Origin of the sequence: Frankia sp. R82 (assembly GCF_023716925.1) — a bacterium.
GTDB lineage: Bacteria > Actinomycetota > Actinomycetes > Frankiales > Frankiaceae > Frankia.
Genome location: NZ_JAMQQG010000290.1, coordinates 1 through 15,807, shown reverse-complemented (window position 1 = coordinate 15,807; position 15,807 = coordinate 1). Strand labels below are relative to the sequence as shown.

Sequence of the window (15,807 nt, the reverse complement as noted above, 5' to 3'; positions counted from 1 at the left end):
TAACGACGAAAGGCGGCTCCGCTCCCACGCGGCGTCGCCTTTCGTCGTTTCTGTACCCGATCCTTCGATCCGACTCAATCGCTGCAACAATCCCAGAAAGAGGTATTCGTCACCCCGGTACAGGCGAACCCTGGACCGCTCCCCCAGACGGGGTGGACAAACCCGGACCAGCACGGACCATGGCAGCGCAACCCGGCCAGGCATTCACCAGCACCCGGTGCGGGACCGTCGACGGGCCCCCCGACGGGCGGCTCGGCTGGGCCGGACGGAGAGCAGGCGAGCCGCCCAGGGGGCCCGCGCGCAGAGCCGGCGGGAACCAGCAGGAAGGCACCTTTCCAGGGGGTGGCGGCAGCCGACCGAGGAAGAAGCCTGAGGCCCGCGAAGGAGACGGCATGCCTGGGCCAGCAAGGAACGAGCGGCCCCAGCAGGTGTCAGGAGGCATGGGCGCCATGGGACTGGGCCGGAGGAGGGCCCGCCTGAGTGGACGGGAGGTTCCACGCAGGCGGACCACCGCGACCGCGGCCTGGGAGCAGGCGAACGCCCGGGACGGAGCGGACGCCGGGAGGCACTCCCCGAGACGGCCTTCTGTCGGTGAAATCCCGATCTCCTGTAGCGGAGAGCAAGTTACCAAGGAGTAGGAGGCTGCCGCAAGAGTTTCATGTCACTTCTTATCGACAATTTGCCGTCGACTGATCATTTAAAGTCGACGAATTGCGCGACACGGACAATTAGCCTGGCGGTTTCGACACGTGGTGATCCGCGCGGCACGATGGATAGCGTGGTCCAGGCCAGTGCGCAGTCCCGTGTCCGCCGTCCGTCAGTGACGGTCCCCGCCCCACCGGTCACCGTCGCCGATCTCGTGGCAAGCGGTGACGATGCCCGCGTGGAGCTGATCGACGGCCTGTGCGTCGTGCGCCCCTGGCCCACGCCACTGCGTGCCCGGGTGACCAGCCGGCTGGCCCGGTTGCTGACCGATGCGACGACCTCCGGCGCGCAGGTGCTGACGGCCGGGGTGGGCATGCAGGTGTCATCGCGCTGTCTGCTGGTGCCGGACGTGGTGGTCACCTCGAGTCCGGCTCCGGCGGACAGCCGGCCGCTCCAGGAGACGCCGTTTCTGGTCGTCGAGGTCGCCGATGCGAGCACCAGACGCTACGACCGGACCATCAAGCTCGATCTGTACCGGGAGTGGGGCGTGCCGGCCTGCTGGCTCGTCGACCCGGACACGATGACGCTCACGGCGTTCGAGCTGGTCGCCGGCGCCTACGTCCCCACCAGCGTGACCGGGCCGGATGCCACGTTTCGCACCGTCCGGCCCTTCCCGGTGACGGTGCGCACGGCCGAACTGATCGACCCACCCGACGCCGACTAGCCGGCGGGCCGACCAGCCGGCGCAGAGCTACTCGGGGCTGCCCAGCTCGTCGGGGCTGTCGAGCTCGTCGGGGATGTCGTCGGCGTCGACGATCGTGTAGGCGTAGCCCTGCTCGGCGAGGAAGCGCTGCCGGTGCGCGGCGTACTCCTGGTCAAGAGTGTCGCGGGAGACGACCGTGTAGAAGTGCGCGCTGCGACCATCGGCCTTGGGCCGCAGCACCCGGCCCAGGCGCTGCGCCTCCTCCTGGCGGGACCCGAACGTGCCCGACACCTGTACGGCCACGCCAGCCTCGGGCAGGTCGATGGAGACGTTGGCGACCTTGGAGACGACCAGGGTGGTGATCTCCCCGGTGCGGAACGCCTCGAACAGACGCTCGCGCTCCCGGTTGCGGGTGGAGCCCTGGATGACCGGAGCATCCAGCATCCGGCCGAGTTCGTCGAGCTGGTCGAGGTACGCGCCGATCACCAGCACCCGGTCGTCGGCGTGCCGCTCGACGAGGCGCCGCACGACCGCCCGTTTGCTGGCGGCGGTCGCGCACATCCGGTACCGCTCCTCCGGCTCGGCGACGGCGTAGGCCATCCGCTCGTCGTCGGTGAGGGTGACCCGCACCTCGGTGCACTCGGCAGGGGCGATCCAGCCCTGCGCCTCGATCTCCCGCCACGGGGCGTCGTAGCGTTTCGGGCCGATCAGGGAGAACACGTCGCCCTCCCGGCCATCCTCGCGGACCAGGGTGGCGGTGAGGCCGAGCCGGCGGCGGGACTGCAGGTCGGCGGTCATCCGGAACACCGGGGCCGGCAGCAAATGCACCTCGTCGTAGATGATCAGACCCCAGTCACGGGCGCCGAACAGATCCAGGTGCAGGTACTCGCCCTTGCGACGAGCCGTCATGACCTGGTAGGTGGCGATGGTGACCGGGCGGATCTCCTTGCGCTCGCCGGAGTACTCGCCGATCTCGTCCTCGGTCAGGGTCGTGCGGCGCAGCAGCTCGTGCCGCCACTGCCGACCGGCCACCGTGTTCGTCACCAGGATGAGCGTGGTGGCGCCGGCCTGGGCCATCGCCGCGGCGCCGACGATGGTCTTGCCGGCACCGGCGGGCAGCACGACGACGCCGGACCCGCCCTCCCAGAAACCTGCGACCGCGCCCTGCTGGTAGTCACGCAGCTGCCAGCCGTCCTCCACCAGCGCGATCGAGTGCTTCTCGCCGTCGACGTAGCCGGCGAGGTCCTCCGCCGGCCAGCCGAGCTTGAGCAGTGCCTGCTTGAGCCGGCCGCGCTCGGACGGGTGCACGGCGATGGTGTCGTCGTCGATGCGCTGACCGAGCATCGGGATGACCCGCTTGGCCCGGGCCACCTCGACGAGCACCGCGCGGTCGAGCGCCCGCAGGACCAGGCCGTGGACCAGATCCTTCTCCAGGCGGAGCCGACCGTAACGGTCCATCGTGTCGGCGACATCCACCAGCAGCGCATGCGGGACCGCATACCGGGAGTGCCGGACGAGCGCGTCGACGACCTGCTCGGCATCGTGCCCGGCGGCGCGGGCGTTCCACAGCGCCAGCGGCGTGATCCGGTAGGTGTGCACATGCTCCGGGGAGCGCTCCAGCTCGGCGAACGGAGCAATGGCTGCCCGGGCCTCCGCCGAGCCGGGATGATCGACCTCCAGCAGGAGGGTCTTGTCCGACTGAACGATCAGAGGGCCGTCCGCCACTCGCCACCACCCTCTCGCTGCACCGCCCGGCCACACTCGCCCGGCGGCCTCCTTGGACGCCCGCGGTCACCGCCGACGCCCATCGACCTTCTCCGACGGTACAGGCGGCCTCCGACAGGTTGGCTCAGTGCGGTGCGTCCGAATCCGCCCGGGCGGGTGGGACACCACCCGGGCGACCCAGTTCGGCGATGCCGGTGACCCGATGCAGCGCGAACCGGCGCGGCTGGTCGGTGAGTTCGTCCCAGGCGGTGAGCCAGCCGCCGTCCAGGGCGGTGGGCCGCACGATCCGGTCGCGGGGGGTGCCCTGCTGGTCGACGTAGCCCAGCAGGATCCGCTGCTTCTCCCGCACGGCGTTCTGCAGCATCGTCAGGATGAGCGGCGCGGAGCGGGTGAGCCCGAACCCGGCGATGTCGGTGGATCTGGCCGCCCGCAGGGTGCGTGCGCTGTCATCGCCGCGACGCACCAGCCGCAACACGTCACGGGCCTGGGCAAGCCGGCTGTCGGCGACATCGCCCGAGGTGGGGCGGGCGCGGGCCGGGGTCCGGTGAGTGGTGGGGCGGCTGAGCAGCACCCGGCCGTCAGGCGCCTCGGCGACCGGCGCGTACCCGGCGGCGCGTAGGCCGGCCAGCAGCTCGTTCACCGGCAGCGACGAGATGACGATGGTCGGCGCGATCCGGCGCAGGCCCAGGGCCTGCGTCCCCCGGCTGGCGACCACCTCGGCGAGCAGGGCGGTGTCGTCACAGCGCAGGTAGCTCGCGGCCGGACCGGCCCGCATCCGGCCGTGCCGGCGGGCGGTGTCGTCGATCAGATAGGTGAGTCCCTGCGGGATGCCGGTGCGGCCCCAGCGGGCGAGGTCGTCGTGCAGGTCCTCGGCGGTCAGCCCCGAGTCGAACGCCCGGCGCAGCGAGTCCTCGGTGAACCGGTAGACGGTGGCCGCTCCGGTGGACTCGACGTCCGCCATCCGGGCCAGCCGGGCGGCGACCCGGGGCACCAGCGGCCCCGGGGCGACGGCCGTCAGGTCGGCCTGCAGCAGCAGTTCCTCCACCGGCTCGGGTAGCAGCGGACCGAGCGCGTCCGCGAGCCGTGCGCACAGGTCGGTGGCGCCGGCGGCGGGCCGTCCCGGTGCGAGTGGAGTGCGGGCGGGATCGGCCAGCTCCGCCTCGAGCTGTTCGATGACCACCCGCCCGACCGTGCTGGGCGAGCCTCGACCGGTGAGGCCGAGCAGCTCGGCGTCGGCCACCGTGCTCTCGATCATCCGGTCCAGGAACGTGCCGGTGCGCCGAGGTGCCCGCCAGGCAAGCAGGGCCCGCAGCGACGCGGCGCTCGGCGCCACCGCCGGCGGCGCGGCACCGAGCGCGCGCAGCACGTCGGCCCGTAGCTCCCGGGCGACGCCGCGGCGCACGTCCGGCGACAGGGCGGCGATCTGACGACCCCGTTCGTCGCGCTCACCGATCAGCCAGGCGGCGACCGGGGCGCGCAACCAGCTGTCGGCCAGCATCGCCCACCGGACCTCGATCGCCTCGGTGCCCCAGCGGTCGTAGGCTGCCGTCGGCATGAACTGGACGTCGTTGCCGGTGGTCGCGTCGACGAGCCCCGCGGCCCAGGCCAGTTCGACGACGAAGGCGGCGACGCGCTCGTCGGAGTCGAGCAGGCGGGCGGTGGCACGCAGGTCGCGCACGCTGAGCCCGCCGGTCCGCAGCGGGGTCAGCGGCGTCTCCCCCCAGGCGTCGACCACCGTCGTGACCCAGCGGACCACTGTCTGCGCGGTGAGGGCCGCGGCGCCGTCCACGCCGGCCGCGCCGACCTCGGTGCCCTCGATCGCGGGCGGCCGGGGATGCAGGGGACCGGCCGGTGCCTCGCCGCGCACCACCAGGCCGACCTCGCGGGGCAGCTCGACCTTCTCGTCGTCGATCCCGACGATGAGCCCGCGGGCCAGCAGCTCCTCGATCGGCGTGCTGGCCTGCTCGACGGGAAGCACCCGGTGCGCCGCGGTGGTGCTGCCGAGCGACGATTCGGTGGCCAGTCGCTCCAGCAGCTCACGGGCCCGCGGGGAGCAGCTGTCAAGCCACCCCTGAATCCGCGCGGGATCGTCGAACAGCGCGCCGACGACGCTGACCAGGTCGGGACGCCCACCCGGACCACCCCAGCCCCGCCCGCCCGGCTCAGCCGGGTCGGACGCGGTGGACCCGGTCGATCGGGCGGAACCGATGTCAGCACCGGAGTGCTGGCTCGGGGTGCCCCCGAGCGCGGCTGCCAGCCGGTTCAGCTGCGCGTTCCGGTAGTTCGACAGACACTGCCGGACCGGCCGACCGAGCCCGAGTGGCCGCTCGCCGACCAGGTCGACGGCCATCCCGACGATCCGCAACGCCGTGTCGTCGCCCCAGGCCAGGCCGAGTTCACGTAGCCGCCGCACCGCCGAGGCCGCCTCGCGCAGCCCGGTGAACGCGACCAGTTCTGCCAGCGACACGCCGGCGGGCAGCACGGTGAGGGCCTGGAGCACCTCGTGGACGAAGGTGTCGAGCCGGTCCACCACCCGGGTGACGCTGACTCTGACCTCCATCCGCGCGGCCAGGACGGCGAAGTCCGGCGGCGGCGGAGTAGCAAGGTCGGGGCGCAGCAGGAGCAGGCGGATGATCACCTCATCCGGCTGCGCACGAAGCCAGTCCGCCAGGGTCACGGACTCGTCCTGCGCCTCGTCAGCCGGCATCGTCACTCTCATGACGGTAGCTGGCGCCCGCCGCAGGCGACGAAGCGCCGTCGCGGGTTAGCCCTGCCGCGCCACGCCACGGGCAGTGCCGGCGGCCTCCCGGTGCGCCCGGGGGACCCCAGAGGAACGGCCGGTCGGCGGGACGACCGTCAGCTCGGGACGCCGCCCCGCCACCGGACCGCCACCCACCGCACAGCCCAGCCGGGCGATACCGACCTGGTCTAGCACCCAGCCGGAGCTGACATCCCAGCGCAGCACGGCGATGGACGGATCACGCCCGTCGGGGACCCGCAGGACAGCGAAGGCCCAGTCCGGCGCGCCCGTGGACGTACGAATCCCGCTGACCCGCAACTCGCCAGGCGGGACCAGCGGACTGTCCACCAGCGCGGCGGTGATCGCACTTGCCTCGGCCTCGGTGGCCGGACGGCCCGGCCCGTCGGTGACCTCGGCAGCCACGGACACGAGGCGGGATGATCCCGCCGAACCGGGCCCCAGCCCACGCCGTAGCGAGGAGCCGAAGCCAGCGTCACCAGTCAGCGGGACCTCGGGGGCAGCTACCGGTCTCGGACGCACATGGCCTCCCTGGATGCCTTCTGGCAGGTCGGGATCGCGGAGCTCGCCAGACGAGCTCGCCAGACGAGCTCGCCAGACGAGGTCGACGGAATACGACAGACCTGCCAATACCGATTTGACACGCCGAAGGCGCCTTCAGGCAAGGGATCCGGGCCACCAGAACGGACCATTTTTGACATGGCCCACATGGCGGACCACACCCACCTCGAAGCGCCACCGCCCCCTCGACCCTCCTACTCGGCGAATAGCGCCTCAACCGCCCGCATCGGTGACCATAAGACAACAATTACAACAACAGACGACAACAGACCTCGCCCTGCGCTCCCATCGCCGCGGCTGCCGCCGTTGGCGGACGTCCGCCGCCGTCCGCCGGACCAAGCCCCCCTTTCGGGCCCCCCGATCGGACCGGCCACCGCTCAGGAGCGGTCGACCCGGTTGACGACAAAGGACAGGTGGTTCGCCCGACCCCAGTCGGCGAGCCGGGCCAGCGGCCCGGCATCGCCGGGCAGCGCCAGTGTCCGTCCCAGGGACACCCCAATGAGCAGGACGATGACCACGACCGCGGCCTCCAGCACCAGCAGAGCCATCCGGCGCGCCGCAGCTGACCCCGTCCACGCAGCACTGCGATCGCCACTCGACGTGGCGGACGTGGCCGCCAGCGCGCCGGGCGGCACGCGCCCTGCCTGCGAAGCGGATCCGGCCGGCCGGACGGGCCGCTCGGACGGGATGGGCCGCTCGGACGGGACGGGCCGCTTGGACGGGACGTCCGCCAGGGCGGGCTGTAGGCCGGTGGAACTGACACTGTCCAGCAGGCCGGTATATCCGCGTCCCACCGATGACGGCTCCAGCCGATAATCACGCTGTGACGCCGATGGCGTCATCCGGTTTCCGGCCGGGCCGGCGGCACGCTCCGGACGAATGTCCGGTGCTCTCCTCGGGCGCGACGCATTGGTAAGCACCGTGGAACGGACCGCATCAGGTTTGTCCGCCGAAGCCGGGCGCGGCACCCCGGTCCGATTCGCCGGATTGATTGTGTGACCCTGGCTACCCGATACAACCGGGCTACCCGATACGACCGGGCTGCCTGGGTCGACCTGGCCACCCCGGTCCGCTGAGCCACCCCGGTCCGCTGAGCCACCTCGGTCGGCCGGGGCGGCTGGACCACCGCGGCGGCGCGGGATGCCCGGGCCCGGCGTCGGGGCTGGGGCTTGGCTCTCAGCCACCGGGACAGAGCCCGAATCCGGACTCTGCGGCCAGGCAGTCGGGGCGAGGGCGGAACGCTCCGTCACGGGAGCGGCACGGATGACGCCCGCGCCGCCCGCGGTCGGATTGCCGAACGCCACCGCACGGAAGGTCTGGCGCCGTCGGCCCGAGCCAGACGGATGGTTCTCCGCGACGCCGCGGTCCCGACCCTCAGCGACCACCGCCCGCACCTTCCGCCTCGACAGCCCGACACCAGCCCGAACAAGCACCGTATCCGGCACCGCAGCGAGCGCCGCCAGCTGCGACGACCCCGCTCAGACCAGTGACAGCTCCGACCAACAGCCCGTCCGCACTCTCAATTGGAGCAGCTGAAGGCCCAGGGGACCGGCCACTGACACCTGGCCGACAGCACGACAGGCCACCAGAGCGGCGCAACAACCAGGCGACCGGAGCTATTTCCGGTGGACCCGACAGACCCGCTCCAGGACCAGCCCGCCGGCCAGCAGAACCACGGCCGCCGCCAGGCCCAGGCCGGCCGTGATCGCGTCGCTGGCCGCGGTCCCGAACTCGTCCGTGCGGGGAATGGTGTAGCCGAGCGTCCCGGCCCAACCTCCGGCGAGCGCAGCCGCAGCCACGGAACTGGCCTTTGCGAACGCGGCGAACCGGGCAACCGTCAACGGCAGGATCGGTCGCGTCCCCGGACGACCCTCCAACCGGCGCCGGGTATGCCCGGCGATCTGCAGCTCCAGCGCCCCGATGACGACCACCGACACCGGAGCGGTGCGCGGCAGCGCGGGAATCGATCGGTACGCCCACCACAGCAGCAGGTAGGCGAGCGCCCCGAAGACGACGGCCACCACGGCCAGGTCACGCCCCCGGGTCGGATTCACAATGTTGTTCCGGCCAAGCCCGTCGGACCGGCCAAGCCCGTCGGACCGGCCAAGCCCGTCGGACCGGCCGGATCGGCAGCACCGACGGAACGCAGCGAACCGGAGCTGCGCCGCAGACCGGCCAGCTCCCCGTCGCGCGTCATGCGGGCGACGAGCTCGGCGACCCGGCCATGACCGGGCAGAACAGCGTCCGGTTCGACGTCCAGCCAGGGAACGCAGACAAAGGCCCGCAGGTGGGCCCGCGGATGCGGGATGATGATCTCGGGGTCGTCGCTGCGCACCGCGCCGAGCGCGATGACGTCGACGTCGAGCGTGCGTGGTCCCCAGCGCACCTGCCGGATCCGGTGCGCCTGCGACTCCGCGGCACGGGCAGCCGCCAGCAGCTCACCCGGACCGGCGGCGGCCACCAGGACGACCGCGTTGAGGTAGTCGTCCTGGGCCGGACCGCCGACCGGCGCGGTCTCGTACACCGGCGAGCAGGCCAGCACGCCGAGCCGGGCGTCGAGACTGGCCACGGCGGCTCGCAGCAACGCCCAGCGGTCGCCGAGGTTGGAGCCCAACGCCAACACCGCATGGTTCACCGGGTGGTCCGGCCCGCCGGCGGACCACGGCCGGTGGCCGTCCGACGTCACCATGCCGTCACCGCGCCCTCGCCGAGCTCGGACCGGTCACGGGCGACGGTCACGGCCACATCGCCGAAGACGAGCGGGATGGGCGCCGCCGGCTTGTGCACGGTCACCTCCGCCCGGACCACCCGGGAGGGGCGCAGGCAGGTGTCGACGAGCCGGTGCGCCAACGTCTCGATCAGGTTCACCGGCGGACCGGCGACGATCGCGGCCAGTTCCTCGGCCAGCTCGCCGTAGTGGACAGTCCTGGTGACGTCGTCGTCACGCGCCGCATCGGTCATGTCCAGCCAGAGCACCGCGTCCACGACGAACTCCTGACCAAGTTCCCGTTCGGCGGACAGCACCCCGTGGCGGCCCCGCACCCGCAGGCCGCGCAGCGTGATCCGATCCCGGTACCGGCCGGCCGGCTCCGTCGCCACGGTCATCTGGGGGACCATCCCGTCCTGCCGGAATCAGCGATCCTGGCACTGTCAGCGATCCTGGCACTGTCAGCGAGGCCAGCACTGTCAGCGAGGCCAGCTGCATCAACGATCCCGGTGGCGCCGGCGATCCCGGTGGCGCGCGCGGCCAGCCTGGTGGGGCCGGCGGCCTGCGCACTGCGCTTCCAGGCCCGCACCACCCGCACGGCGTCCGCGGCCGGACGTACGGCGTGTACCCGCACACCCCACACGTCCGCGGCGGCCAGCAGGGCAGTGGTGGCCTGGGTGGCGTCGTCGCGGGCGTCGCTCGGTCGGGGCTGTGCCTGACCGTCGGCGAGCACGGTGCCGAGGAACGACTTACGGGACGTCCCGACCAGCAGGGGACGGCCGAAGACGGCGAACGCGTGGAGCTGGCTGAGCAGTGCCCAGTTGTGGGCGGACGTCTTGGCGAAGCCGATCCCGGGATCGATGATCACCCGTTCTTCGGCGATCCCGGCGGCGAGGACCGCCTCGAGCCGAATATCGAGCTCCGCGACCACCTCGGCCACGACGTCGCCGTAGACGGCCTGTTCGGCCATGGTCGCGCTCGGCCCACGAGCGTGCATGAGGACGTAGTACACCCCACGGTCGGCCACCATGGCCAGCAGGTCCGGGTCACGGCCGCCGGAGACGTCGTTGACCAGCACGGCGCCGGCGTCGACCGCGGCGGCGGCCACCGACACCCGGGTCGTGTCCACGCTGACCCGCACGCCCGCCGCAGCGAGCTGGGCGACGACCGGCAGCACCCGGCGCATCTCCTCGGCCGCCGGCACCCGCAGGGCGCCGGGCCGGGTCGACTCCCCACCGACATCAATGAGGTCGGCGCCCTCGGCAACCATCCGCAGGCCCGCCCGCACCGCGTCGATCGGGTCGAGGAACGTGCCGCCGTCGGAGAACGAATCGGGCGTCACGTTGACCACGCCCATCACCCGGGTCAGCTCGCCCGGGCGGAACAGCTCGGCCACGTCCGCGCTCATCCGGTCCCCCCGGTGGACGAACGGGCGACCGGAAGCGGACCGCGCCGGTAGGAGTACCGGTAGACCGGTCGGAAGCCGAGCTCGGCGTACAACCGCCTGGCCACGGTGCTGACCTCCTCAACCTGCAGGTAGGCATGGGTGGCGCCCTGCTGGGACGCCCAGCTTGCAAGGGCGGCGACGACCCGGCGGGCGGCACCCTGACCGCGGGCCGCCGGTAGTGTTGCCATGCTGTAGATGCCCAGCCAGCGGCCGTCCGCGACCCCTCGGCCGACGGCAACCGGCACCCCGTCCATGGACGCCGTCACATAGGTCGTGGGCAACCGCAGCGTGGCCAGCACCGCCAGGGTTCCGGCGCGCTGGGTGTCGAAGGTGGCCAGCACCCGCCCTGCGACCGTCAGCCAGGCCTCGTCGGGCACGCTCGCGCACACCACCCGCAGCGAGGGTGAGCGGATGGTGCCGGGCCCGGCGAGGCCGGCCAGCCGTGCGGTGCAGACGTCGGTGGGGCCGGTGTCGTCGAAACCGGCGGCGTCGAGCGCCCCGGTGAGCCCCCCGGGGCGGCTCACCGGGGTCTGTTGGAAGGTGGGGGGCAGGCCGACCGCGGTGTAGAAGTCGGCGACCGCGGCGAGCGCGGCCGGCAGGTCCGGCACGTCGCCATGGGCCCACACCGAGTTACCGCGCCGGGATGCGCCCGCCGAGGCGCGCAGCGTCCAGCCGCCCAGTTCAGTGACGCGCAGCGGCGGCCAGGCGCGGTGCGCGACCACCTCGAGCTCGCGGGCAAGGGCCATGTCCGCCGCGGTGAGCCCGGCGCGGGGTGCCACGAGCGGGTCGGCCACCCCGGTCATGCCGCGGTCGTCCGGCACGCCGTCGGCGCCGGACCCGGAATCAGCGAACATGGACGACTCGGCAGACACAGGCACCATGACCGGCAGGAACACCACGGCCAGCAGGAACACCACGGCCAGCAGGAACACCACGGCCGGCAGAAACACCATGACCGGCAGAAACACCCCGGCCAGCAGGAACACCACGGCCGGTGTGGACAACCTCGCGCGGGCCAGCGGCCGCAACCGGACACCACGCCCCGCACGGACCGGACTTTCCGCAGTGTGCGGGCACCCTGCATCGACCGCCGGATGCGCGCTCCCGGCGCTTCGGGCGAGTCAGCAGGACCTGCTGGGCTGCGTCAGCCATTGTGCCGAGGCTACCGACCCGCGGGGCGGGTCGACCGGCGGCCTCGGTCGCATCGCTGGCACCGACACTCCCACCTCCGGGCCCGCATGACCCAATGACATAGTTGCGAGACTATTGCCGGATTGTTCCAAACACGTCCCGATTTGAACGAGCCGTGAGGATTGACGTCCGGTCCGTCCGCCGCGCCGACGACGAACAGCGCAGGCACATTCCCGCGCCGGTGCACAGGGCTTCCGTCCATCGACCTGCTCACGCCGTGCATTCGTTCGTCCGTACGCCCCCTGACCGGATCAGTCACACCGCCGCTGGATGGCAACCCCCGGCCCCACAGTCAAGATCGGCCGGGGAAACCCGCGAGAAACACCACGAAGAGCCACGATGGCCGGATCCTTTCGCGATCCCCATCGTCACCCTCCGACGCAGGACTGCTCCTACTATTGACCTTCACCGTCGTCACCGCCGCCGACGGACCGGAGGGCCGGGCCAGCCGCGTGGTCTCACCGTGCGCCTTTACTGCGTCACCCCTCGCAGCGGGCCGCCCCTCCCGCTACCTTGTCGGCACGGTCGCTGACCGTGGTGTTGTCGGAAGGAAGGACGCGCGGCATGCCGCAGTCGAACGGATCCTCGCCGGACCGTGGTCCCGAGCGCGGGATCCCGGGTTCGGCCGGTCGTCCCGGCCCGCACCCGGTTCGATCGGCGTCCGGCGAGTCGGTCCACATCCCACCGGCCCGTACCCCGCCGGACGACAGTCCTGAGGACTATCCGATGGAGCCACCCCCGCCACCCCCGCCCTCCTGCGCCGCGCCCGCCCGCCACCCGTACGCGCTCGGTTTCGCGGCCTTCGCCCGCCGCAGCGAGCTTGCCGTGCCCGCGCTGCTACCCGTCGCCCACCACGGTGAGGCCGCTTTCGCCCCGCCGAAGCCCGGCACCCCGGCGAGGCCCCTGGCCGTCAGCACGGCATCCGTAGCCGATGCGACCGCGGCGACCGGTGTGCCGGCAGCCGCCGGCCTGCGGGCGCCGAGTCAGCAGCCGCCCCGGCCCGGCGGGTACGCGGGCGCCACGATGATGACGGCGATCCTGGCCGAGGGCCAGATCATGGAGGTCTCCGACGTTCTTGCCGCGAGCCCCGTGGATCTTGCCCTGGAACGCGCCGAGGACATGCTCGGCGATCTGATCGCCGCGCACGAACGGACGCCCCCGGCGCACATCCTGGCCCAGACCGTCCGTCTGCGCCGCGGGCTCGATCGGCTGGCCCGGCGTTCCGTGCCCGGCCCCAACGCCCGGCGGCGGGACCTGCTGACCGGGCGGGTCGCCGTCCTGGGTGCGGACGCGGCGTTCAAGCTCGGCGACAACGCCACCGCGCGTTCCCTGGCCGCGCTCGGCTTCCGGGTGGGCCAGCAGGTCGGGGACGGCGCACTGTGCGGATCGGCCCGCGAGATCGCCGCGGTGGGCGAGTTCTACGCCGGGCGTCCGGACGAGGCCCTGCGGCTGGCCCGCGACGGCCTGGCCTGCGTCGACGACGGTCCGGTGCAGGCCCGACTGGTCTGTCAGGCGGCCCGGGCCCTGGCCGCCCTGGGAGACGTCCGCGGTGCGGCCCAGTCCCTGGAACAGGCCTATGACCTGGTTGATCTTATTCCCCCCGACCAGTGGGGACGGCCGGGGCCGGCGTTCGAGACGTTCCACCCCGTCGAGGTGCCCTACCACGCAACGACAGCGATGTGCCTGCTCGGCCGGCCGAAGGCGGCCGAAGACCATGCGGAGCTCGCACTGCCCAGGCTCGACGCGATGGAGGTGCCCGGCTTCCGTTCGGTGATCCGGCTCGACCTGGCCCTCGCCCTCTCCCGGCAGGGTCGCCTCGAGCTCGAGCGGGTCTGCACACTGGCCACCGAGGCCATCGAGATCTCCTGGGGACGTACCGTGGCGTCCGTCTCCATCCGTGCGGACCAGCTGCTCACCGCCACCCGGGGGCACAGCGAGGTGCGTGCGGTCCGCAACGTCGCGCTGATGGTCCGGGAGTGGCAACGCTCAGCCGTCGACCAGCGTCCCGCCCCGGGCGCGGTGATGGCGCCCGGCGATCGGTAACCGCAACCAGGTGGCCAGGCCGAGCGCCCACACCACACCAAGCAGGTAGCCGGCGACGACGTCCGACGGGTAGTGCACGCCAAGCCCCACCCGGGCGAGGCCGGTGCCGGCGACCACCAGCGCGCCCACGCACCACCACAGCGGACGAGCCGACCGCCCGGTCAGCGCGCGCACGGCGACCAGCAGCACGATCGCCGCAACCATCACCCCGAAGGCGTGGCCGGACGGAAAGCCGAACCCGGCCGCCGATGCGACCGGATCGTCGAACAGCGGTCGTGGCCGGCGGACGACTTCCTTGCCCACCCAGGAGACCAGGCCCCCGATCTCCACCGTGACCAGCACATAGGTGGCAAGTCGGCGAGTGAGATCTGGATCGCGGGCGCCGATCCCCCGGAAAACCCGCGCGCGCCACCACAGCGCGGCGGCCGCAACAGCCGCGAGCACCCGCCACACCGTGGGAGCGCAGATGACGCTCACCCACCGCAGCACGCCGGCCAGGACGTCGTGGCGATCCGAGCTTCGCACCAGCGTGGCCGTGAGCTCGGCGTCGAGGCGTACCCAGGCCGCCCACGGCACCCAGACGGCCACGGCCAGCAGCAGCACACCGAGCCCGCAGGCCACCACCACCCCCACCGGCCAGGGCCACGGCCGGGCGCGATCGCCGGTCCGCGGCCCCGACCGCGCCGTCGTCCGCATCGCCCCGCGCGCCTCCGTCACCGTCGTGTCGCTGCCTGCTGCCCCCCGGTCGCCGGTTTTCCCAGCTGTTCGGCCTTCCCCGGGCTCGGCCTCGGCGATTCGAGCCCTCGGAGCCGATCTCTGGTGTCCACCTCCTGTGGGCCTTCTGCCCACCCCCGGATGTGGCTATCGCGGATGCGTCCGGCGGGTCCGACCGGACTCGATCCACCGACTCGAGCTGGGCGGTCCGTGCGATCCCGTTGGACGCGTGTCATTCTGGTCAAATCCGTCCGGTGCGACGGACCGCACATCTGCGTCGAACGGTTGCGCTGCCCTGGCGCCTGTGTTCGCCGCGTGGGACCGACCGCTCGCGCCGGAGCGCAGAACACCCGGCCAGGCAGCCCGGGCCGACCAGCTGGAGGGAGACCCTTGAACTTCGCGGAGGGACCGACCCCACCGGGCGGCGTGCCATCACATGCTCCGTGGACGGACGGTCGCCACGACCTCGGCTCCATCCGGGTCGACGGCGTCCACGACGATCCGCCGACCGGGTATCCGACCGTGACCAGCCAGCCCACCCACGGTGGGCACAGCAACGGCGGCGAGCCGGGCGGGCCGCCCGCCGGTCGCGGACCGGTCGACAGCTCGATGTGGAACGGCTCGGCTGCGGCCCTGGCCGGCCAGGGCTGGTCGGTGGGAGATGTCGCCTCGGCCAACGGTTCGGGCCGTGGGGTGCTGCCGATGGAGACGCGTACGTTCGATCCCCTCTATGACCAGTTCCCCCTCGCCATCCGACCCGAGCCGACCGTGCCGGTGCGACCGACGGTGGCCGGACCAACGGTGGCCGGACCAACGGTGGCCGGACCAACGGTGGCCGGACCAACGGTGGCCGGAGCATCGATCGCGGGGCCGAGGATCGCAGGGCCAGCCGCTGCGGGACCGAGCGTTGCGGGACCGCTGGCGGCAGGGCCGATGGGGCCGGCCGGACCTGGCCGCTCGACCGGGCCCGGCGGAGCCCCGCCCACGTACGACGACCAGTTCGACGAATACCGTCCGTCCACCCAGTACCCGGCGCCGCCACCGGCCATCACCGGAGCCACCGACAGCGCCCCGCCGTTCGGCCAGCCCGGGACACGTCCGATCCGGGCCCGCACCGCGACCGGTCGGGTGCCATCCTGGCTGCGCGATCCCGAGCCGCCCGCACCGGACATGACGGCCGTCCATCCCGCGACCCGGCCAGGCGCCCCCCGGGTGGACGGACGGCGGCGGGTCGTGCCCCGCGAGATGCTCGGTCGAGGCCCCCTGCCCCCCCCCCCCTTCCCCCACTGGCTGCCCCCCGCCCCCGGCGGTGT

General features: G+C 72.7%; 12 protein-coding genes and 1 pseudogene. 3 read left to right on the top strand and 10 right to left on the bottom strand.

The features are described 5' to 3' along the window. Positions 1-769: 769 nt before the first annotated feature. Positions 770-1,369 carry a Uma2 family endonuclease gene (locus ND747_RS22485; protein WP_251736125.1) on the top strand — a complete coding sequence of 200 codons (600 nt, stop codon included), beginning with the start codon at positions 770-772 and terminating at the stop codon, positions 1,367-1,369. Between the two features lie 27 nt (positions 1,370-1,396). On the opposite strand, the gene ND747_RS22480 is transcribed toward ND747_RS22485, so the two are convergent. The 9 genes from ND747_RS22480 to ND747_RS22440 form a co-directional block, all read right to left on the bottom strand. Next, positions 1,397-3,073 (bottom strand): DNA repair helicase XPB, encoded by a 1,677-nt coding sequence (locus ND747_RS22480; RefSeq protein WP_251736124.1) that lies wholly within the window; start codon positions 3,071-3,073, stop codon positions 1,397-1,399. A gap of 124 nt (positions 3,074-3,197) precedes the next feature. After that, complete coding sequence (locus tag ND747_RS22475; RefSeq protein ID WP_251736123.1) at positions 3,198-5,780, bottom strand: helicase C-terminal domain-containing protein; 2,583 nt, start codon at positions 5,778-5,780, stop codon at positions 3,198-3,200. Between the two features lie 57 nt (positions 5,781-5,837). Beyond that, positions 5,838-6,242, bottom strand: a complete 405-nt coding sequence (locus ND747_RS22470) for a hypothetical protein (protein ID WP_251736122.1) — start codon at positions 6,240-6,242, stop codon at positions 5,838-5,840. Positions 6,243-6,769: 527 nt separating this feature from the next. Further along, positions 6,770-7,186 (bottom strand): hypothetical protein, encoded by a 417-nt coding sequence (locus ND747_RS22465; RefSeq protein ID WP_251736121.1) that lies wholly within the window; start codon positions 7,184-7,186, stop codon positions 6,770-6,772. An 822-nt stretch (positions 7,187-8,008) separates the two neighbouring features. Then, the gene (locus ND747_RS22460; RefSeq protein WP_251736120.1) at positions 8,009-8,446 is read right to left on the bottom strand and encodes a DUF3180 domain-containing protein; all 438 of its coding nucleotides are present in this window, start codon (positions 8,444-8,446) and stop codon (positions 8,009-8,011) included. Next, complete coding sequence (folK, locus tag ND747_RS22455; RefSeq protein WP_251736118.1) at positions 8,443-9,081, bottom strand: 2-amino-4-hydroxy-6-hydroxymethyldihydropteridine diphosphokinase; 639 nt, start codon at positions 9,079-9,081, stop codon at positions 8,443-8,445. Before folK ends, ND747_RS22460 begins: the two co-directional genes overlap by 4 nt. Further along, positions 9,075-9,497 carry a dihydroneopterin aldolase gene (folB, locus tag ND747_RS22450; RefSeq protein WP_251736117.1) on the bottom strand — a complete coding sequence of 141 codons (423 nt, stop codon included), beginning with the start codon at positions 9,495-9,497 and terminating at the stop codon, positions 9,075-9,077. Before folB ends, folK begins: the two co-directional genes overlap by 7 nt. Continuing rightward, the gene (gene folP / locus ND747_RS22445) at positions 9,494-10,507 is read right to left on the bottom strand and encodes a dihydropteroate synthase (RefSeq protein ID WP_251736115.1); all 1,014 of its coding nucleotides are present in this window, start codon (positions 10,505-10,507) and stop codon (positions 9,494-9,496) included. The genes folB and folP overlap by 4 nt, the downstream gene beginning before the upstream one ends. Continuing rightward, on the bottom strand, positions 10,504-11,574 hold the full coding sequence (locus ND747_RS22440; protein WP_374216299.1) for a GNAT family N-acetyltransferase: 1,071 nt from the start codon (positions 11,572-11,574) through the stop codon (positions 10,504-10,506). The genes folP and ND747_RS22440 overlap by 4 nt, the downstream gene beginning before the upstream one ends. Before the next feature lie 727 nt (positions 11,575-12,301). On the opposite strand from ND747_RS22440, the gene ND747_RS22435 reads away from it, so the two are divergent. Then, a complete protein-coding gene (locus tag ND747_RS22435; protein WP_251736114.1) occupies positions 12,302-13,780 on the top strand; it encodes a hypothetical protein in 1,479 nt (492 codons plus the stop codon). Here ND747_RS22435 and ND747_RS22430 read toward each other — a convergent pair. Then, positions 13,724-14,497 (bottom strand): phosphatase PAP2 family protein, encoded by a 774-nt coding sequence (locus ND747_RS22430; RefSeq protein WP_251736112.1) that lies wholly within the window; start codon positions 14,495-14,497, stop codon positions 13,724-13,726. The two genes, ND747_RS22435 and ND747_RS22430, sit on opposite strands and share 57 nt — an antisense overlap. Before the next feature lie 387 nt (positions 14,498-14,884). Here ND747_RS22430 and ND747_RS29480 point away from each other — a divergent pair. After that, a pseudogene (locus ND747_RS29480) lies at positions 14,885-15,807 on the top strand (hypothetical protein); the annotation flags it as partial.

Bases quoted from the DNA above. Each gene is read 5' to 3' on its own strand.
- ND747_RS22485 (WP_251736125.1), top strand. From the start codon at position 770: ATGGATAGCGTGGTCCAGGCCAGTGCGCAGTCCCGTGTCCGCCGTCCG.
- ND747_RS22475 (WP_251736123.1), bottom strand. From the start codon at position 5,780: ATGCCGGCTGACGAGGCGCAGGACGAGTCCGTGACCCTGGCGGACTGG.
- ND747_RS22435 (WP_251736114.1), top strand. From the start codon at position 12,302: ATGCCGCAGTCGAACGGATCCTCGCCGGACCGTGGTCCCGAGCGCGGG.
- folP (WP_251736115.1), bottom strand. From the start codon at position 10,507: ATGAGCGCGGACGTGGCCGAGCTGTTCCGCCCGGGCGAGCTGACCCGG.
- folB (WP_251736117.1), bottom strand. From the start codon at position 9,497: ATGACCGTGGCGACGGAGCCGGCCGGCCGGTACCGGGATCGGATCACG.
- folK (WP_251736118.1), bottom strand. From the start codon at position 9,081: ATGGTGACGTCGGACGGCCACCGGCCGTGGTCCGCCGGCGGGCCGGAC.